General features: G+C 45.4%; 16 protein-coding genes. 8 read left to right on the top strand and 8 right to left on the bottom strand.

The features are described from left to right. Positions 1-129: 129 nt before the first annotated feature. Positions 130-2,403 carry a hypothetical protein gene (locus tag Aso01_RS02860; protein WP_004934434.1) on the bottom strand — a complete coding sequence of 758 codons (2,274 nt, stop codon included), beginning with the start codon at positions 2,401-2,403 and terminating at the stop codon, positions 130-132. Positions 2,404-2,638: 235 nt separating this feature from the next. Here Aso01_RS02860 and Aso01_RS02865 point away from each other — a divergent pair, with 235 nt between their 5' ends. Beyond that, on the top strand, positions 2,639-4,462 hold the full coding sequence (locus Aso01_RS02865) for an acyl-CoA dehydrogenase C-terminal domain-containing protein (RefSeq protein WP_004934431.1): 1,824 nt from the start codon (positions 2,639-2,641) through the stop codon (positions 4,460-4,462). Between the two features lie 39 nt (positions 4,463-4,501). Here the strand turns inward: Aso01_RS02865 and Aso01_RS02870 are convergent, their stop codons facing one another. Next, complete coding sequence (locus Aso01_RS02870; RefSeq protein WP_004934427.1) at positions 4,502-5,149, bottom strand: hypothetical protein; 648 nt, start codon at positions 5,147-5,149, stop codon at positions 4,502-4,504. A gap of 313 nt (positions 5,150-5,462) precedes the next feature. On the opposite strand from Aso01_RS02870, the gene Aso01_RS02875 reads away from it, so the two are divergent. After that, positions 5,463-5,735: a PspC domain-containing protein gene (locus Aso01_RS02875; RefSeq protein WP_004934426.1), complete on the top strand. Its 273-nt coding sequence runs from the start codon at positions 5,463-5,465 to the stop codon at positions 5,733-5,735. A gap of 66 nt (positions 5,736-5,801) precedes the next feature. Here the strand turns inward: Aso01_RS02875 and Aso01_RS02880 are convergent, their stop codons facing one another. After that, entirely contained in the window at positions 5,802-6,908 is a 1,107-nt protein-coding gene (locus Aso01_RS02880) for an HPP family protein (RefSeq protein ID WP_004934421.1), read from the bottom strand. Positions 6,909-7,011: 103 nt separating this feature from the next. Beyond that, on the bottom strand, positions 7,012-7,965 hold the full coding sequence (locus Aso01_RS02885) for a CE1 family esterase (protein WP_004934419.1): 954 nt from the start codon (positions 7,963-7,965) through the stop codon (positions 7,012-7,014). Positions 7,966-8,134: 169 nt separating this feature from the next. On the opposite strand from Aso01_RS02885, the gene glyQ reads away from it, so the two are divergent. Both glyQ and glyS read left to right on the top strand, forming a co-directional pair. Continuing rightward, positions 8,135-9,112, top strand: a complete 978-nt coding sequence (gene glyQ, locus Aso01_RS02890) for a glycine--tRNA ligase subunit alpha (protein WP_004934417.1) — start codon at positions 8,135-8,137, stop codon at positions 9,110-9,112. Further along, positions 9,112-11,181, top strand: coding sequence for a glycine--tRNA ligase subunit beta (glyS, locus tag Aso01_RS02895; protein ID WP_004934413.1), 2,070 nt, complete (start codon positions 9,112-9,114; stop codon positions 11,179-11,181). The genes glyQ and glyS overlap by 1 nt, the downstream gene beginning before the upstream one ends. A gap of 53 nt (positions 11,182-11,234) precedes the next feature. Here the strand turns inward: glyS and Aso01_RS02900 are convergent, their stop codons facing one another. The 3 genes from Aso01_RS02900 to Aso01_RS02910 all read right to left on the bottom strand — a co-directional run bounded on the left by Aso01_RS02900 (position 11,235) and on the right by Aso01_RS02910 (position 15,618). Next, the gene (locus Aso01_RS02900; RefSeq protein WP_004934412.1) at positions 11,235-13,043 is read right to left on the bottom strand and encodes an aminopeptidase P family protein; all 1,809 of its coding nucleotides are present in this window, start codon (positions 13,041-13,043) and stop codon (positions 11,235-11,237) included. 4 nt (positions 13,044-13,047) lie between these two features. Continuing rightward, on the bottom strand, positions 13,048-14,580 hold the full coding sequence (locus Aso01_RS02905; protein WP_004934409.1) for a peptide MFS transporter: 1,533 nt from the start codon (positions 14,578-14,580) through the stop codon (positions 13,048-13,050). 141 nt (positions 14,581-14,721) lie between these two features. Continuing rightward, a complete protein-coding gene (locus Aso01_RS02910; RefSeq protein ID WP_004934407.1) occupies positions 14,722-15,618 on the bottom strand; it encodes a DMT family transporter in 897 nt (298 codons plus the stop codon). Between the two features lie 111 nt (positions 15,619-15,729). Between Aso01_RS02910 and Aso01_RS02915 the strand changes: the two genes are divergently transcribed. The 3 genes from Aso01_RS02915 (at position 15,730) to Aso01_RS02925 (ending at position 17,733) form a co-directional block, all read left to right on the top strand. Further along, positions 15,730-16,605 carry a LysR family transcriptional regulator gene (locus tag Aso01_RS02915; RefSeq protein WP_004934405.1) on the top strand — a complete coding sequence of 292 codons (876 nt, stop codon included), beginning with the start codon at positions 15,730-15,732 and terminating at the stop codon, positions 16,603-16,605. Between the two features lie 78 nt (positions 16,606-16,683). Beyond that, positions 16,684-17,073 (top strand): hypothetical protein, encoded by a 390-nt coding sequence (locus tag Aso01_RS02920; RefSeq protein ID WP_004934404.1) that lies wholly within the window; start codon positions 16,684-16,686, stop codon positions 17,071-17,073. A 174-nt stretch (positions 17,074-17,247) separates the two neighbouring features. Continuing rightward, positions 17,248-17,733, top strand: coding sequence for a hypothetical protein (locus Aso01_RS02925; RefSeq protein ID WP_004934400.1), 486 nt, complete (start codon positions 17,248-17,250; stop codon positions 17,731-17,733). Here Aso01_RS02925 and Aso01_RS02930 read toward each other — a convergent pair whose 3' ends face one another. After that, positions 17,734-18,696 (bottom strand): 2-hydroxyacid dehydrogenase, encoded by a 963-nt coding sequence (locus tag Aso01_RS02930; protein ID WP_004934398.1) that lies wholly within the window; start codon positions 18,694-18,696, stop codon positions 17,734-17,736. Between the two features lie 315 nt (positions 18,697-19,011). On the opposite strand from Aso01_RS02930, the gene Aso01_RS02935 reads away from it, so the two are divergent. After that, positions 19,012-19,572 carry a hypothetical protein gene (locus Aso01_RS02935; RefSeq protein ID WP_004934395.1) on the top strand — a complete coding sequence of 187 codons (561 nt, stop codon included), beginning with the start codon at positions 19,012-19,014 and terminating at the stop codon, positions 19,570-19,572. Positions 19,573-19,613: the final 41 nt, after the last annotated feature.

Below are 19,613 nucleotides of genomic sequence, written 5' to 3' on the forward strand. Positions count from 1 at the left end.
CGAAGCGATAATCGCTTCTCATCTCCAAATATATCGTCATATGCTTAAGCTAGAGCGGGTGGTTAAACAAACCACCCGCATAAAAAAACTGGATCAAGAATCCAGTTTTTTTATTTTCAGTATGAATAATTAATGTGTCATTAACTGCACATAGACCTGTTTAAATAAATCGTAGTCGATATATTCAAGATGTGCTTCCTGTACGCCTTGTACAGTTGCTGGGCTAAGTTTATTTTGACGGGTATCGACATAAACACGTCCTAAGATATTGGCCACCTCGAGCAACTGTTTACGCTGAGTCGCATCCAGCTCATTTTCTTTTTCAAAGCTCAGCATATACTGCTGGGCAAACAAGCGTTGTGGCTGATGTTTAAATTGTTGCTGCAACGTCTTCCACTGCTGACGCTCGGTTTTGGTTTGCATGGCTTGTGTCACGATACGGTCAACGTCATAGCCGAGTTCAGCATCAAATTGATCGTCCTGCACCAACTTATGCTTTTGTTGCAACTGTTTTATCACGGCCAAACGCTTTGCATTAATCGGATTGGTTTTTTCATCTGAATACCAATAAGCATAAACCTGCGCAATTTCGTTTAAATCTTGACGTGAATAATGTCGAACAAACTCAGGTGAATCTGCCGTGAGCTTGGCAATGAACACGGCATTAAAGGTCTTTTCATAAGATCGGGTTTGATCGTAAGTGCGTTCAGCCAGTTGATTTAACTGATCGTCCCAAGACAATTCAGCACCTGAAGAGGTCTTTGATGTGCTGTCCTGCCCTAAGGTTTTACTTAGATTTCCCACAAGCCCTTCAATCATGGAGCCCTTACTGGCCTCCTTAAATGATTTGGCTTGTTTTAACTGCTTGGTATCGATAGGTGTCGCATGGCCATAGTTTTGTATTAGGGTATCGGCACGAAGATTAAGCTTTTTGTCACTGCCCGGCAAAGTAAAGCCGAGATTATAGTCGATGGTAGCCGCTCGACCTTGAGCATCAAGACCGACATCGATGACAAACGGATTGGAGCTTTGTACCTTCGCCTTTACACGCTGAACCTCAGCTTGATGTTTATTCCATAAAGCTTTAAACGCATCTTGATCGATAAACTGGTTTTGATCGTAAGCCGCAAAAGTTTTGGCCAGTTCAGCACGCGCTTCAGTGAGACCCAACATTTTTGGTGTCTGCACCGATTGCAGTACATCGATGTCGTACTGTTGCATACAATAGGTCGCATCGCCTGCCGCAATCGGCTGATTTGACTGGTTCAAGGCTTGGCATGCTTCGGCATCTAAACCGTCTACAACCGCGACAGACGTCTCCTGATCCGATGCCTCAGGGTCAGATTCGGACTCAAGCTCAGTTGCCTCGAGTTCTTCGCTGGCCGTTAAATTAAATTTTTGATTGAGTAACTGATACAGCGACAGTGCAGCAGCATCGGCTTGTTGCTCAGGTGTCTCTTTGCCAGTCACGATTTTTTCGGCTTGCTGAGCTGTGGCCTCACCTTCCGCCCACTGTTCAAGCGATTGATCTTTAAGCCCTAAAACAGACTGATTAAAGTATTTTTGATTGACCTGTTCAAACATGCCCGATTGTAGTGATACATCCTCAAGGGTGGTCTTGAGACGGATTTTTTCAACCACACCTTTGGCTTGATCATCACGATTTATCGATAGACGCTGTAATTGTCCGGGTTCGGCCAGATCATACATCACAGCAGTCGAGGCCTTCAGATACTCGACCAGCTTTTGCATATTGACCTGTTTCAATTGCTCTGAATATTTAGAAAAATCGAGATAGGCCAATGAGTCTTGGCTCTCCTGATTCACCAGATACGGCATAATGGCAAAATAATTGGTATAAAAGCGATAGGCCTTTAAGTCCAGAATCATCGGAACTTTGGCCTGCACCAACAAGGTGGGCTTTTCATAATGTGCCGTTAAATTAAAGCTGCCGATCCGTTCGCGATAGTGAATGGAGCCGTCAAATTTAAATTGAACGTCATTTAAAATATTGAGTAAGGTCTCGGCTATTTTTTCAAAACGCGATGGATCAAGCGCACCCGATTTTTTTTGCTGCGCAATGGCCGCGTAAAAGGCCTGTTTCTCCGCAGAACTCAGCTTAATCTGTTGATCTGCTAAAAATTGATCGATTTTCAGCTGCAAAGCTGGATCGAGCAAAGCAGACGCTGGATGATTTTTGCGACTTTGAGCTGTCGATGTATCCACGTTTACTGAAAAATGACCGCTATAGTCATAACTTGGATATTGATACATGGCATTTAAACCACGAACAGCTTGCTGATCAAGCGCTTGCTTTTCATTATTGGTTTTTATGACATGTTGGGTACAACCACTCAGACTCAAACCCAATAAACAAAAAGTTAAGTATTTTAGACGTATCATTACCGATTACACCGTTAATATAGTTATAGTTTCAAAGCTTCAACTTGTTTTTTTGAAAAAAACACAGGTTTTTGACTGTATCAGAAAATCAGAATCAAAACGAACCAGATCGATCTTCAATTCGCTTTTCTGACATTTTTTTCAAGTCACGTTATCAATGTTTTTTTAGCCAGCTGTGTCAATAATAAATCATCAATAGAGCCACTCTATTCCAATCCATTTAGGAGTTAAGACGATGCCAGCGTATAAAGCCCCACTCCGTGATGTACGTTTCTTGATGAATGAAGTGTTTGATTATCCTGCGCACTTTAAAACTCTGTCAAACGGAGAAAATGCAGATCCAGATACTATCGACATGATTTTAGAAGGTGCGGCCGATTACTGTGAAAATGTGTTGTCACCTTTGTATCAAAGCGGTGATGATGAAGGCTGTCATTTTGAAAACGGTGAGGTGCGCACTCCAAAAGGTTATAAGGAAGCCTACGACCAGTTCGTGCAAGGCGGCTGGCAGGGTCTTTCGTATCCGGAAGAATTTGGTGGTCAGGGCTTACCTATGTCACTTAATCTCATCAAATCTGAAATGATGGGTACTGCAAACTGGGCTTTCACCATGTATCCGGGCCTAAGTATGGGCTGTATGAATACCATCTTGCAGTTTGGTAGTGAAGAACAAAAAAATACTTACATGCCGCACTTGGTGGCAGGAACATGGTCGGGCACCATGTGTTTGACCGAGCCACAATGTGGTACAGATTTGGGACAAGTCAAAACCAAAGCCGAACCTCAAGCAGATGGTACCTACAAGCTCACTGGAACCAAAATTTTTATTTCGGCGGGTGAACATGATCTGACAGAAAATATCGTGCATATTGTGTTGGCACGTTTACCAGATGCCCCTCCGGGAACACGCGGTATTTCACTATTTATTGTGCCAAAATTTTTGCCAACCGCAGACGGCGGTGTAGGTGAGCGTAACACGGTGAACTGTGGTTCGATTGAGCATAAAATGGGGATCAAAGCTTCAGCTACTGCAGTGCTTAACTTTGATGGTGCAACCGCTTATCTGATTGGTGAAATCAACAAAGGTTTGCATGCCATGTTTACCTTTATGAATACCGCACGTATCGGGACAGCGGTACAAGGGATTGCACATGCCGAGCTGTCTTATCAGGGATCATTGCCATATGCCAAAGAGCGTATGTCCATGCGTGCACTCTCTGGGAAAAAAGATCCGGATAAAGTAGCAGATGCGATTATCCATCATGCCGATGTACGTCGTATGCTGTTGACTCAAAAGGCGATTGCCGAAGGTGGTCGTGCCATGATTTATCATGCTGCACAATTGGCCGATAAAATGACCGATGCACTTCTGGTGGGCGATCAGGCAAAGTATGAAGAATACGACGATAAATTAGGCTTTTATACGCCAATTTTGAAAGGCTTTTTGACCGAGCTGGGCCTTGAGGCTGCCAATCATGGCGTGCAGGTGTTTGGTGGGCATGGGTACATCAAAGAATGGGGTATGGAACAAATCGTACGTGATGCACGCATTGCCACTTTGTATGAAGGAACAACAGGCGTACAGGCGCTCGATTTGATTGGTCGTAAAGTATTATTGTCTTCAAAAGGTAAAGTAGTTCGTGACTATACTGCCGAAATTTTGAAATTCTGTGGCCGTCATGCACGTAACAAATATCTGCGCCGTTTTGCTTGGGATTTAACCAAACTATGCGCACAGTGGAATACACTGACTGTACGTATTATGCTTGCCGCACGTAAAGACCGTGACATTGTATCGTCTGCCTCAATGGATTATTTGATGTTCTCAGGCTACGTGATGATGGCTTATTTCTGGGCACAGCAGGCAGTGATTGCTTCTGAGAAATTAGAAGCAGGTGATGGCAAAGAAACTGCGGAATTTTACAAAGCTAAAATTAAAGTTGCAGACTTCTATTTTGAACGCTTGTTGCCACGTACTCAAGGGCATGCAGAATCGATGGTGAATCCATCTCGCTCCTTGATGGCACTGCCTTCAGAACATTTCAGTTTTGATTATTAATTCAAATTCAAAAAAGGGCATCCGATGATGCCCTTTTTTTTAATCGTCTCTTTTTTCTAGAATATATTCTTGCTTAGGTGCGATGAGTCCAAATTCTAGTTCACGGCGTGGATTTAATTTTTCGTGATCGATCGTACGCGCCAGATTAAGCTTTAAATCTTGATCGGGTTCAATTTTGTAGTAAATGTCGACGCCTTCGTTTAGCTCTATCACGATCTGATTATGGGTTTTATCTAAGGTCCAGTTATCTTGACGATAAGCACTTTTTTCCTTGATGTTGCCTTCTGCGCCCAGTCGTCCCGGATTCACCAAGGTCTGATGTGCTGTACCATCTTCTAATAACGTCAAAATATATTCGGCACTGCCCTGCGGACAATTAAATGCCGTATCTACACAGGCAATACGCGTGTGATAACGCCCGACATAACGCAAAGCATCTTCAGAAATTTCGGCATTTTTAAATGCATGCTGTGAAACTGGCAACGTCGCTTGCCCAGCAACATCGGATAATTTTTTGCCCGAATCGATCTGTACATTCATTTCTGAAGGGCGTACATGTTGACTCGACACATGCTCGTGCGAAGGATTGCTCGCATCACAAGCGGTCAGACTCATACCGATTACCCCCATACACATCAGGTGAGGTAGCTTGATCTGCTGTGACGATGAAAAAGGCATCATATTCATATCACAAAATACCGTAAACAAGACAAAACAAATAAGTGCGTGATAAGACTTAATTGTTGAAGAGCGTGAAAAAAAAAGAGCGTGGTCGTAGCAAGACTGCAGCCTGATACTCACCAGCTAAAGTTTAAACATCCGCTGTTTAAAATGAATGCAATTGTAAAATGGATCACGCCTTGAGGTGGGATTGCTTTACATAATTTAACCTTTTAGTTGCGTTTGTCACTTTAAAACAGGGCGACCTGCCCCACAAATAAAAATACAAGCATCGAGTTTCAAGATGTTTGCCGATATTATTTTTTAAGGAGAAACGTCAATGGCCACTACGGGTTTATACCGTTCCAACCGACAACATATGATCGCCGGTGTAATGGGCGGTATTGCTGAACGTTTTGGTTGGAACGCGAACTTACTTCGTTTGATTTTTATTGTGATTTCACTGATGAGTGCCGCCTTTCCGGGTATCTTGGTGTACCTGATTTTATGGCTGGTGATGCCAAAGCAACCGAAACGTTTGGCCTATAGTACAGTCAATGAGGGGTATAGCCATCCGGTTCGCACCGTACATGAAGATCGACACTCACGTTAACCCACCCTTTGACCATGTTGGTCGCTACGGTTGTTTCCCCTAACATCAACCGTAGCTTTTTTTTGTTTAACTTTGCGTATGCAAAATAAGTTGTTGCTGGAGTGCTGCAATCATGTCGGCGCGGCTGATGATCCCCACCAACTGAGTCTGATCGACCACAGGAATATAATTAAACGATTTTTCGACAAAGTAAGGAATTAAATCGCCAATCGGCTGTAGCGGCTGTGCCGTGATCACCGTCCGATTCATAATTTGATTCACTGTAAATTCCCACGATGCCCGTGGATCTGCTGCGCGTTTAAACCATTCCACCACATCATAAAGCGCTAGCGTGCCGACCACCTGCTTATGCTGGTCAATCACGGGCAAGCTCATCAAGTTAATCTGTTTAAATTTTTCTAGTGCATCTTGAATTTCTTCGTGCTGATCGAGCGTCATGACGTCTTTGCTCATAATATCGGCACAGACAAAATGACTGATCTGGCGCTGCTGCGCCTGCGCTTGTGCATCTAAAATGATTTTTTCTAAATCGTACTGACTGATATCGAGCAGCTCAGTCTGTGCCTGCATAGCACGCTGGATATCTTGTGGCTGAATGGTGACTTTTTGTGTGGGTGTCGGATCACTCGAACGCGTATTGACATGCCGAGGATACGGAAACTGACGACCAATCAAACGGTTAAATCCGATTGCAAAAGCCATTAATAAAACAGAATTGAGCAGAACGGGATATATCACAAAGGCATAGCCCAGTTCATGTACCGTCGAACCACCCAATACTGCGGTAATGGCCACAGCACCGCTCGGCGGATGTAAGGCATCGGTCGACATCATCAGAAAAATTGCAATACCGACCGCAATGCTCAATGCCAGTGTTTGATCTGGAATCCAGAGCGCACAGCTCACGCCTACTAGAGCGGCCAAAGTATTGCCCACCACAATATTCCACGGCTGAGCCAAAGGACTAGATGGCAAAGCAAACAGCAATACAGATGAAGCCCCCATCGGCGCAATGTACCAAGCATTCATGCCATGGAGTACCCACCAGCTTACCCAAGACGAAATGGCCAATCCAAGCAAGGCACCCACTGCACAGTACATCCGCTCTTTGAGCGCCAGCACGCGAAAATCGGGTTTTAGATCATTTAGCCAAGTTTGCTTTGTTGGATTCACCTGTCGTACGCCTCGGTATTGAACTGCCTGAGGGACAAAAGTATAAACAGACCAACCTTAAAAATGCATTTAAATTATATCTTATGCACAGCAGTAAAATTGATTAACGATGATGCCGCTCAAAAAAACTCCAGATCAGGGTCGATGCATCGACACGATCATGCGGATTGGTGCTAGCAGGCCAAACATGGTGGCCTTTGGCGAGCTGATAAAACATCAGATCAGCCGCACAGCCCTCTCCTTTTAGACGTGTGACCTGTTTACTCATTACTTCCTCGCTTAATGTCTGGCACTGATTGGCGGCTTTCCAGTATTGAAGTGGAAATTGAACAGGCTCGAAGGCTTTGGTCTGCGCCTTGGCAACAAAACCGATTGAGCTGACTCCACCTGCCACCGGAACCACATGATCACGCGTACCATGAATCATCAAGATTGGCACAGGTGCCTTGGCAACCAGCGGCTGTTCAAACATCGCACCAGACACCACCGCCACTGCGGCCAACTGAGTGCCCATTTGCTCAGCCAACTGATACGTCAACATGCCGCCATTAGAAAATCCGGCAATATAAATACGAGTGCTATCTATTGCATAATGCTGCTTTAGGTACGCAATTAATTGTTGAATAAAGCGCACGTCATCCACTTGCTGTTGCACGGCATCGCCACAACAGCCACCGCTGTTCCAGACGCCTTTTTTTTCTGAAGGCCCAATCCCTTGAGGTGCCACCAATAAAAATCCGTGCGCTTTTGCCTGTGCTTGAAAACGCTTGATCATTTGTGAGGAATTACCGCCACCACCATGTAAGGCAATCACCAGCGGCTGTGACTGGGCATTTGGATTGGGATTGAACAGTTCGAAACTACGCACCCGCTGATCGACATTGAGCCGCTTGTGCACAATCGGCAACTGATGATAGCGGATACTCTGCTGAATATGCGTCACAATTTTATCCGTCACCCAGCCTGCTTGCGTTGCTGTACTCAAGCCGAGTGTGGCCAAGATTGCCAGCAGAATACGACGCTGCGAAGATCGAGTTTTAACTTTATTTTCAAACATATCGGGTGCTCGGCGACAGATTTTGATTCCACAATATCGCGCTCATTCCCGACAATCAATGTGGCTTTTGGTTGTTTTTTCTTGCTGCGAGCTACACAGAACCTTTGCCACTCCCCTGCAAAATCCTTATACTTATGAACAATTTTTTCGCATAAATTAGTGGATGCACATGAGTCGCGCCATCTCTCATATTGATACCTTTCAGGGCTTGATTCTTGCCCTACAAAATTACTGGGCCGAACAAGGCTGTGTGGTTCTTCAGCCTTACGATATGGAAATGGGCGCAGGCACATTTCATACTGCAACTTTCTTACGTGCGCTCGGACCTGAGACATGGAATGCGGCGTATGTTCAACCTTCTCGTCGTCCAAAAGACGGCCGTTATGGCGAAAACCCAAACCGTTTGCAGCACTACTATCAGTTTCAGGTGGTGCTTAAGCCAAATCCAGACAATATTCAACAGCTTTATCTCGACTCGCTCAAAGCGATTGGTATTGATACGCTGACCCACGATATCCGTTTTGTCGAAGACAACTGGGAATCGCCAACGCTTGGCGCTTGGGGCTTAGGCTGGGAAGTGTGGCTTAACGGTATGGAAGTGACACAGTTCACCTACTTCCAGCAAGTCGGTGGTATTGAATGTTACCCTGTTACGGGTGAAATCACCTATGGCCTAGAGCGTCTTGCCATGTATCTGCAAGGTGTCGATTCAGTCTATGATCTGGTCTGGACCAAAGGCCAATTCGGTACAGTGACTTATGGCGATGTGTTCCATCAAAATGAAGTTGAGCAATCAACTTATAACTTCGAATATGCGCCTGTAGACAAACTATTTGAATTGTTCGATTTTTACGAGTCTGAAGCGAATCGTTTAATTGACGCAAAACTCTCCTTGCCTGCTTATGAACAAGTCGTTAAAGCGTCGCATACCTTTAACCTGCTCGATGCACGCGGCGCGATTTCAGTCACTGAACGTCAGCGTTATATTTTACGTGTACGTACACTGGCTCGTGCGATTGCACAAAGCTATGTACAAGCGCGCGCAGAACTTGGCTTCCCAATGGCTGAACCACATTTACGTGATGAAGTATTGGCACAGTTAAAAGCACAAGCGGAAAGTGAAGCAGCAAAGGCGGAGAAAAACTAATGAGCAAACATACTGTTTTATTCGAACTTGGCTGTGAAGAGCTTCCACCAAAAAGCTTAAAAACTTTACGTGATGCCTTAAAAGCAGAAACAGAAAAAGGCTTAAAAGATGCTGGTCTAAACTTCGCTGCCATTGAAGCGTATGCAGCACCACGTCGTTTAGCGCTGAAAATTATTGATGTCGATGCCGCACAAGCAGACACACAAAAACGTTTTGATGGCCCAGCTGTTCAGGCGGCTTACGATGCAGAAGGCAAACCAACGAAAGCACTTGAAGGCTTTATGCGTGGTCAGGGCATTACTGCCGATCAAGTCAGTACTTTTCAAGCAGGTAAAGTCGAGAAGGTCTGCTACCTAAAAGACGTCAAAGGTCAAAGCCTAGACGCGTTACTGCCACAGATTTTACAAACTGCCTTAGATAATTTACCGATTGCCAAGCGTATGCGCTCTGCAGCAAGCCGTACCGAGTTTGTACGTCCAGTGAAATGGGTGGTATTGCTTAAAGATGATCAAGTCGTTGACGCCGCTATTCAGGATCACCAAGCGGGTAATGTGACTTATGGTCATCGTTTCCATGCACCTGAGGCTGTGACTTTGGCACATGCGAATGACTATTTAGCTGCTTTAGAAAAAGCGTATGTTGTTGCGAACTTTGAAAAGCGTCAGGCAACCATTCAAGAGCAAGTGAAAAAGTTAGCTGATGAAGTGAATGCGACTGCAATTGTTCCAGCCGACTTACTTGATGAAGTAACAAGCCTCGTTGAATGGCCTGTCGCTTTACGTGCAACCTTTGAAGAACGCTACTTAGCTGTTCCTCAAGAAGCTCTTATTACAACAATGCAAGACAACCAGAAGTATTTCTGTTTGATCAATGCGGAAGGTAAATTACAGCCTTACTTTATTACTGTTTCAAATATTGAGTCTAAAGATCCGACTCAAATTATTGAAGGTAACGAAAAAGTTGTTCGTCCTCGTTTGTCTGATGCTGAGTTCTTCTTCTTACAAGATCAAAAGCAACCGCTTGCATCTCGTAAAGAAAAATTAGCAAACATGGTATTCCAAGCTCAGCTTGGTACGCTTTGGGACAAATCAACACGTATTGCCAAACTTGCTGTTGCATTATCTTCAATTACGGGTGCAAACCCAGCCGATGCTGAAAAAGCAGCATTACTTGCAAAATGCGACTTAACATCTGAACTTGTGGGCGAGTTCCCAGAACTTCAAGGGATTGCGGGTACTTACTATGCGCGTATTGAAGGTGAAAACACTGAGGTTTCAGAAGCGTTAGGTGAGCAATATTTACCAAAATTTGCCGGTGATGTTTTACCTAAAACTAAAACCGGTACCACGGTTGCCCTTGCAGACCGTTTGGATACGCTGGTGGGTATTTTTGGTATTGGGCAAGCGCCTACAGGCTCGAAAGACCCGTTTGCACTTCGTCGCTCTGCTATTGGGATCTTGCGTTTAATCATTGAAAATGAATTGAACGTGACCATTGAAGAATTGGTCAATCTTGCACTTCAAGGCTATGGCGATATCGTCAAAGATCACGATAAAACCCGTACTGATGCAGTGGCTTTCTTGGAAGGTCGTTATCGTGCCAAGTACGAAGACCAAGGCGTTGCCGTTGACGTACTGCAAGCCGTTCAAGCACTGGCACCAAAATCACCACTCGATTTTGATAAGCGCGTGAATGCGGTCAACCACTTCCGTGCCTTGCCAGAAGCGGCAGCACTGGCTGCTGCAAATAAACGCGTGGCGAATATTCTTGCCAAAGAAGCGGCGCCAGAAGGTGCAGTCGTTGAAGCGAACTTGGTTGAAGATGCAGAAAAAGCATTATTTGCTGAGCTTCAAGCCGTCACGCCTGTGGTTGAGCCATTACTTGCAGCAAAAGACTACACTGCTGCACTGTCTAAACTTGCCGCACTTCGCGCACCGATTGATGCCTTCTTTGATGGCGTGATGGTGATGGCTGATGATGCAGAGTTAAAAGCCAACCGTTTACGTTTGTTGGCACAGTTGCGTCACTTATTTACTGCGGTTGCGGATGTGAGTGTATTGCAGGGTTAATTCCTACTTTATAATTAAAGCCATGTTTTTATCTGATAAAAACATGGCTTTTTTTATTGCTGTTGCGTCATCCGCTGTAACCAGTCTTTCACTGAGCCAGTCAGATGAGGTGAAAGTTTTTCCCATACCAAAGCATGATAATCATTGAGCCAGCGGCGCTCGGATTCATTAAGCAATGCCATATCAATACAACGATAGTCAAACGGACATAGCGTCAGTGTCTCAAAATAAAGAAAGTCGCCATAGTCCGACTGGGCATCGGCCATCGGCTGATTCACCACTAAGTTTTCAAGTCGAATGCCCCATTGCCCCTCGCGGTAAAGTCCCGGCTCATTGGAGGTGATCATGCCTGCTTTCATACCCGAATAGGGCGTGATTGGTGCATAGTAAGACAGTACTTGCGGGCCTTCATGCACATTTAACGCAAAGCCAACGCCGTGACCCGTCCCATGACGATAATCCAGTTGCGCCTGCCATAATTCTTTTCGACAAATACTGTCGAGTAAAGGGGCTGCAATCCCTTCAGGAAATACGGTCTGCGCAAGTGCAATATGTGCCTTTAACACCAAAGTATAGTCGCGGCATTGCGCGGGTGTGGGTGACCCAATCGGCACCACACGGGTAATATCCGTGGTACCTGTCTGGTATTGGCCACCTGAATCGATCAACAATAAGCCCTGACCTTGAATCTGGGCAAATGAACTGTTTGTGGCACGATAGTGTGGCAAGGCACCATTTTGATTGAATCCTGCAATGGTGGCAAAACTCAGCCCTAAAAATCCAGATTGCTGCTGACGAAACTGGGTAAGACGTTCATCAATCGTGAGCTCTGTAATTGGCTGCTGCTCGGCCAACGCCTGCTCTAGCCAAGCAAAAAAATGTGCCAATGCAACACCATCTTTGACCATGGTCTGGCGCATCTGCTCAATTTCGATAGGTGTTTTCTGGGCTTTAAACAGACTACTCGGATTCAGGTCGATCTTGCGCTTGATCTGTGCCGGACAGGCCTGCGCGTGGGCAACCGACATTTTCGCTGCATCGATCAGCAATATGCCTGCCTTGAGCTGGCTCAATACCTCTTTGGTGGCGGTATAAGGCATAATTTGCAGGCCATCGCGGATCAAGCTGGCTTTGATCTGGCTCGACAGCTTGGCTTCATCGATAAACAAAATGACGGTTTGATCATCATCGAGATATAAGTGTGCCAAAAAAACCGGGTTAAACTCGACGTCGGCACCACGTAAATTCAAGATCCAAGCAATATCATCCAATGCAGATATGAAATGATACTGACACTGTTTTTGTGTCATCTGCTCACGAATTGCAGCGATTTTTTCCTGTCGTGACTGTGTAATGACCTGCTCAGGCAATGCATATAGCGCAGCGCAGGGCAACACAGGCCGATCCATCCAGATACGATCAATTAAATCCAGATCGGTACTCAGACGGTAGTTTGCTCCGAGCGTTGTATGGAGTTGCTCGAATAATTGGAGTGAGGTGACTTCACCATCCATCGCAATATGTGCACCCTCAGGCAAGTGTTGGCTCAGCCAAGTCACATAGGAAGTACGCGGATCTGGCGTTTGTTTTTGCAATACAATGCCACTGCCTGCAAGCTGCTGCGCGGCTTGTACCCAGTAACGGCCGTCCACCCACAAACCCGCTTCAGTGGCTGTTACCACCAGCGTTCCCACCGAACCGCTAAAACCAGAAAGCCAGCTGCGGCTTTGCCAGTGTTCTGGTAAATATTCCGACATATGCGGATCGGCACTGGGAATCAGGTAGGCATCTATAGCATGCTGTTGCATCTGCTCCCGTAATTGTGCCAAACGGTACTGTGCACTGAGTTGTTGAATCTGCATGACCTTACCCTTGCTGATATTCGTGTTGATGCTGCATCAAACGTTGAATCGGTTTTCGTAACAGCGCAATCACGGCTGCGCCAATCAATAAAATTACCACACATTTTGAAAATAACGGCGGTAAGTGGTGTAGTTGTTGACCAGAAACATGACCACCAATCCAGCCCGCCACCAGATTGCCCATCGCTGTAGCAGTAAACCAAATGCCCATCATTTGCCCAGACAAACCTTTCGGCGCCAGACGGGTCATGGCCGACAAGCCGACAGGGCTTAAACATAGCTCGCCCCATGTCATGAACAGCAAACATCCTATAAGCCAGAACGGTGATACTAAACCGCCATGATGCAGTACTTGCTGGGCAGCCAGAATCATCACCAGAAAGCCAAATGCTGCAAAAACTAAGGCCAGACTAAACTTGGCTAAATAGCCTGGCTCTTGTTGGCGTCGTGCCAGCGTGATCCATAACCATGCCGCCAGTGGTGCGAAAATAATAATAAAGATGGCATTAATTGATTGAAACCAAACCACCGGAATTTCAAAGCCAGCGATATGACGCTCGGTATAGTCCAATGCAAAAAGATTTAATGAAGTGGGCTGTTGCTCAAAGACAGCCCAAAATAATGTGGCGGCCAAAAACAAAATAAAACAGATTAGTAGCTTGGTTTTTTCAATACGATTTAAACGATGAAACAAAAATAAATAGGCAAAATAGACCGTCACAATCGCCAATATACTTAAGGCGAAATACTCCACGATCACCACAGGCTGAATCACGATCCAACCTCGATAGAGGGAAAAAAATCCAGCTATAAGTAACACAGCGACTAGGCTAAGACCCTGCTTAATCTTACGAATTTTGGCAGGATCACGCAGTACCGAGCTTTGCACAGGCATATTCTGGTTCAATTGGCGTACCTGTGGCATAGCCAAACAGCGAAAAATCAGCAGAGAAATCAACATACCGATACCGCCAATACCAAAGCCGACATGCCAACCGTACCGTTGTAAGAGCAATCCAGTGACGAGAGGTGCCAGAAATGCGCCGAGATTAATTCCCATATAGAAAATGGAAAATCCCGCATCACGACGCTGATCTTGTGCCTGATAAAGTGTGCCCACAATCACCGAAATACAGGTTTTAAATAAACCCGAACCAATCACCAGCAGCACCAGCCCTAAATAAAAAAACACGGTTGAAAACCATGCGGTGAGTGCAATTGATAAATGCCCCAGTGCAATGATCACTGAGCCGTACCATACCGCACGCTCTTGACCCAACCAATGGTCGGACAGCCAGCCACCGACCAAGGTAAACAGATAGATACATCCAGCAAATAAGCCGACAATCGCCGCTGCATCGGTACGTTCAAGCCCAAGTCCACCTTGAGTCACCATAGCCGACATATACAAAATCAGCAGTGGTCGGATCCCATAGTAGGAAAAGCGTTCCCAAAGCTCGGTCAAAAACAACCCTTGCAGCGGTTTGGGATGTCCTAAAAATCCGCGGTCTAATCGTTTTGTTTCATCCTTCGTCATATGAATCCTTCATATTATTTTTTTATTTTGAAGAGATCAGCCTAACAAAACGGAAGCCAGGCACAATGACGCCGTGTTGTTATTTTTTAGACAAAATGTCAATTTACGATAATTCGATTAATTTTATTCATTTTTTAAGCGCTATTTTTTAATATAGTTCATTATGATGAGACTCATAATAATAACTGTACCACCTATGAGTACCCCTAATGACGGCCTCTCACCTGTCATGATTAGGCCCAGTGCAATCGCCACGAGTGGCGTACAATATAAAAAGCTTGATGCTTGGGTTAACGGAAGTGTTTTCAGTACACTGCCCCACAACACATGCGCCAATGCACTCGGAAAAATACCCAACAGAACAATGGACAGATTGGCTTGCCACGAAGCGGCCATCACCGCTTGCGGCAGATGTGGACTAAACAGCAATAAAGGCAGTGTCCCCAACCAGATGACATAACACATCATGCTGATTACGTCGTAATTGAGGGTGAACTTTTTATATAGATTAAAATAAATTGCCCATGCCACCGCTGCCAATACAATGAATAGGCTGTATAAGCTAGGAGGCTCCACACCACGATCCGCTGTGATGACCAGTAAAGCGCCCACAAGCCCGAGTAAAATACAGCCCCATTGCTTCAGTTGAATGCGCTGTTTAAGCACAAATGCTGAAATCAGTAAGGTAAACAACGGAATCGATTGGCTTAAAATACTTGAAGCCACTGCACTCACATATTGCTGTCCGGCATTAATCAGTAAATGATGCAAGGTGACTGAAAAAATACCCAGAATACCCAGCGCAGGAAGATCTTTAATCTTTAGCGGTTGAATTCCTTTTTTGGCCACCAGCACCAGTAAAAATAGCGACGCCAATATAAATCGTAATAGTGCAATCTGCTCGGGACGATAGGCCATCAGTGCACTGTGTACACCTATCGGTGAGTAGCCCCAGCACAATACGGTCAAGGCAATACAAGCATAGAGCTTCACTGGATATTTCTGTACCCCTAGTGGTGAGTAAAGTGATATGGCCATGGTGGACTCGGCTGTGATCTCAAGTGGCGATGGCTTTAGCGTAACGGACTGTTGTATTAAGAAAAATTAACTTATATTGATTGCATCATTCATTTTTAATGAAGTATGGTCATGGAAATTAGTCAACTTCGTATGTTTCATACAATTGTCGAGGCAGGAAGTATGGCGCAAGCCGCTCTTCGGCTACATTGTGTGCCCTCCAATATCACCACACGCATCAAACAGCTTGAAGAAGAATTAAATACGGCGCTGTTTCATCGTGATGGAAAGCGCTTACAGCTCACCCCGTCGGGAGAAATTTTTCTGGACTATTGCCAGAAAATTTTGGCACTGTGCGATGAAGCCAAACGTAGTGTTCATCCCGACGCTGCGCCTTCAGGGCCATTACGCATCGGTGCAATCGAATCTTCGGCCACCACGCGCCTGCCGCAGTTACTCGCCAAATTTCATCAGCGCTATCCCGAGGTTAACATTCAAATCACCACAGGGACATGGAAACAACTTCTGCTCGATGTGAGCCAGCATAAAATCGACGGCGCGATTGTGGCAGGTTCGATTGAATTTCCATTGCTCAAAAAATTTGAGATTTATCAAGAAAACATGGTGTTGATTGCGGCCGAATCGCTTGGCGAAATTTCGACGCAAGAAGATTTGATTGGCAAAGAAATTTTTATGTGGACCGAAGGCTGTCCTTATCGTGCAGCACTTGAAGACTGGCTCAAACTTAAAAATATTTCACTCCCGATGACCAGTATTACCAGCTATGCCACCATTATTGGCTGCGTGAGTGCAGGCTCAGGCGTGTCGTTGATTCCCAAAAGCATGTATGAGCAATACAAAAATCTGCCTCAGCTTTGCGCTTATCAGTTTGATCATCTGACCGCGATTCAAAATCAGTTTTTCTGGCATCAAAATGTCTTAAATCATAAAGCTCGCGATGCTTTTTTAGCTTTGCTACAGCAGGAATTTTCTACAAAAAATTGCTAAAAACCGGGCTTTTGATTTTATCTTCTGGTTTAAAGTTCGCTATACTCAAGAAAATGAACAACAACATAGACTGAAAATATGAACTTAAAAACGCTTTCACTTGTGGGATTTACTTGTTTGGCTATCACTGCATGTTCAAGTAATCCACCTCTTCCTGAAACCACAGTTGGGGTGATTGAAGAAGTTAAAGATATCAAGGCCTTTCCGGACACCAAACACAATAAGGCCAAACTGATCAAACTAGGAAATCAATGCACCATCGAATTTACCGGAATGATGGAAGCCGGTAAGGCACGCGAGAACTGGACCTTTAGTGGCAATACCCTCATTTCGGCAACCTCTATCGTGATTGCCAAAGATGGTACAAGTGCCGCTAAGACTTTCGATTTATACGATAAAAACGTACAAGCCAACTTCCTATCACTGCGTGACAACTTTAAGAAAGAAAACGTGGCCCTGTGCCAATAAACCAATTCTTCTGCCTTTAACGTGTTTAAGGGCAGAGTCCTGCTGTTATTTATTCCTCACACCTGTATGCCTCGTGTAGCAAGCTGTATGGTTTTTTTCTAAAAAGCTGTTTATTGGCGCCGATCTGGTTAATATAAAGCTGACTTGATAGATGAACTTCACAGGATCGTGTTTATGTTAAAGCCTTTACTGCTGAGTCTTGCATTGAGCGTACCAGCGCTGACCATCACCAGCGTGACCTTTGCAGCAAACAGCACAGCATCCAATCCCTCAGATGCCAAAACGCCACCGTATGGCGATAATCCCAATATTTTTCGAGTGTTAACTTACAAGGCAGGAGAAAACCTGAACCGTCTTGGCAATTCGATCCAACGCGGTGCTGATAAATCCTCTGCCAAAATCAATGAAAAATGGGAAGACACCAAAAACTTTGGACAAGAGCAGTCTCAGGTTGCACAGCAAAAAGCCAGCAATGCCAAAAGCTACACCGAACAAAAATGGCAACAAACCAAAGCCGCAGTTGCAGGTGACCCAAGTGCTACCGTTCCCATTGAACAGCGTAGTCTGAGCCAGCCGTCAACGACAGCATCTCCAGCACCGTCATCTGCTGCGCCATCGGGTGCTGTGACCACGCCTCTTGGTGAAAGTGCTACACCTTAATCAGAAATTGACTTGACGCTTGATCTGACCCTGTAAGAATCCCAATGTATTTTCGGTCAGTTGGTCGACAATCCGCTGTCTGGCTTGCACACTGCCCCACGCTGAATGTGGCGTGATAATCAAATTATCGGGCGTGTGATCGAGCAGCGGATTCCCGGATGTAGGCGGTTCGACGCTCAGTACGTCTGTTGCAGCACCAGCAAGAATGCCCTGATTTAAAGCCGCTAACAAATCGGCTTCATGTACAATTCCGCCGCGGGCACAGTTGATCAAGAAAGACGTAGGCTTCATACGCGCCAATGCCTGTGCATCAATTAAATGTCGGGTGTGTTCACTTAACGGACAGTGCAAACTTAAAAAATCAACTTGAGCTAAGAGTTCTTCAAGCGCAAGTCGATCTGCATGTGCCGGCCGTCCGGGAATATTGGCCACCAGCACCTGCATACCAAAGGCTTGTGCCAAACGTGCAACTTCCTGACCTAACTCCCCATAGCCAACAATTCCCAAAGTTTTGCCAGAGAGTTCTATAATTGGATAATCTAAAAAGCAAAATTGTGATGCCTGCTGCCAGCGACCTGCCGCAACGGCGCGATCATAACGAATGAGAGATGTTGCCAGCGCCAGCATGAGCGTTAAAGTGTGCTGGGCAACCGAAGCTGTGCCGTAGCCCTGACAGTTACACACCACAATACCGCGTGCTTTGGCTGCCGCTAGATCGACATTATTGGTTCCAGTTGCCGAGATTAAAATCAGTTTCAAGTGTGGTAATTGTTCAATTGTTTGTGCATCGAGAACCACTTTATTGGTGATCGCTACATCGATATTGCGTAAGCGTGAAAGTACCTGATCTGGTGTCGTGGCTGTATAAAGTTCAAAACGTTGAAAACAGTCGCGTAATGCCTGAAAATCCAGATCATTCATATCGAGTGAACCGTAATCTAAAAATGCCGCGTTGAGACTCATATGCTGCTCTTTTGTAAATATTATAAAAAAAGGGATTGCTGAACAGATGCTCAGCACCCGAATTCGCTCTTTCTTTATACGGGTTCAGTCTGAACAATATCAAGGCTTGCCGATTATAAATACTGTCTAGTTACCCTTGATCAAACGATAAAATCGATCTGTTTGCTGCTCTTCACGATTTCTCCGCATCTACGTTTCTGCTGTTCTTGGCGTGTAATTTTTTTGATGGAACGCACACAAATCACGATTTGTTGAATATGATACACATGTCAACCGCTCGACTTTGCGCCGAGTGTGATTTTAAAGGACAGAAAAATGAAAATGATCAAATCTGCTGTTTTGGCTGTGAGCGTACTTGCTTCTGCTGGTGTTTTCGCGGGGAGTGCTGCGCTCAATGTAGGTGCAAATGCACAAGTTGAATCGAATGGTGGTTTACTGGGCCGTGTAGGTAGTGGCGTAGGCAACATCGTGGGTACTACTTTGCATACCACGCGTGATATTGCCACCACGGCCACTGGTGCTTCACTCGGTGTTGCGGGTCAAGCTGTTCATGCATCGCGCGATATCGCAGTGAATGCGACTGATCGTGCGTTTGGTGTTGCAGACCGTGTGACCGACCGTGGTGAACGTGGCGTTGAACAAGCACGTTATGAAGAGCAGCGTCAACGTGAACAAGCGCGCCAGTACCGTGCAGAACAAAAAGCACGTGCAGATTCACGCTGGTCGAATCAGAAAAAAGAGCGCTCAAACGCTGGCGTAAAAGCCAATACACAAGTGGGTGTTCGTGTCGGATCGATCAATGCCAATGCAGGTGTCGATGCCAATGTATCTCCACGTAATCTTGGCGTACAAACACAAGTAGGTGTGGGACGCTAAGCGTTTAGCCATATTGAATATGAATTGAAAAAGGGACGATA

Source organism: Acinetobacter soli (assembly GCF_000760595.1).
Taxonomy (GTDB): Bacteria; Pseudomonadota; Gammaproteobacteria; order Pseudomonadales; family Moraxellaceae; genus Acinetobacter; species Acinetobacter soli.

Coding starts and splice junctions, on each gene's coding strand:
- Aso01_RS02865 (WP_004934431.1), top strand. CDS start 2,639: ATGCCAGCGTATAAAGCCCCACTCCGTGATGTACGTTTCTTGATGAAT.
- Aso01_RS02860 (WP_004934434.1), bottom strand. CDS start 2,403: ATGATACGTCTAAAATACTTAACTTTTTGTTTATTGGGTTTGAGTCTG.
- glyQ (WP_004934417.1), top strand. CDS start 8,135: ATGAGTCGCGCCATCTCTCATATTGATACCTTTCAGGGCTTGATTCTT.
- glyS (WP_004934413.1), top strand. CDS start 9,112: ATGAGCAAACATACTGTTTTATTCGAACTTGGCTGTGAAGAGCTTCCA.
- Aso01_RS02920 (WP_004934404.1), top strand. CDS start 16,684: ATGAACTTAAAAACGCTTTCACTTGTGGGATTTACTTGTTTGGCTATC.
- Aso01_RS02930 (WP_004934398.1), bottom strand. CDS start 18,696: ATGAGTCTCAACGCGGCATTTTTAGATTACGGTTCACTCGATATGAAT.
- Aso01_RS02870 (WP_004934427.1), bottom strand. CDS start 5,149: ATGAATATGATGCCTTTTTCATCGTCACAGCAGATCAAGCTACCTCAC.
- Aso01_RS02910 (WP_004934407.1), bottom strand. CDS start 15,618: ATGGCCATATCACTTTACTCACCACTAGGGGTACAGAAATATCCAGTG.
- Aso01_RS02905 (WP_004934409.1), bottom strand. CDS start 14,580: ATGACGAAGGATGAAACAAAACGATTAGACCGCGGATTTTTAGGACAT.
- Aso01_RS02900 (WP_004934412.1), bottom strand. CDS start 13,043: ATGCAGATTCAACAACTCAGTGCACAGTACCGTTTGGCACAATTACGG.
- Aso01_RS02885 (WP_004934419.1), bottom strand. CDS start 7,965: ATGTTTGAAAATAAAGTTAAAACTCGATCTTCGCAGCGTCGTATTCTG.
- Aso01_RS02925 (WP_004934400.1), top strand. CDS start 17,248: ATGTTAAAGCCTTTACTGCTGAGTCTTGCATTGAGCGTACCAGCGCTG.
- Aso01_RS02935 (WP_004934395.1), top strand. CDS start 19,012: ATGAAAATGATCAAATCTGCTGTTTTGGCTGTGAGCGTACTTGCTTCT.
- Aso01_RS02875 (WP_004934426.1), top strand. CDS start 5,463: ATGGCCACTACGGGTTTATACCGTTCCAACCGACAACATATGATCGCC.
- Aso01_RS02915 (WP_004934405.1), top strand. CDS start 15,730: ATGGAAATTAGTCAACTTCGTATGTTTCATACAATTGTCGAGGCAGGA.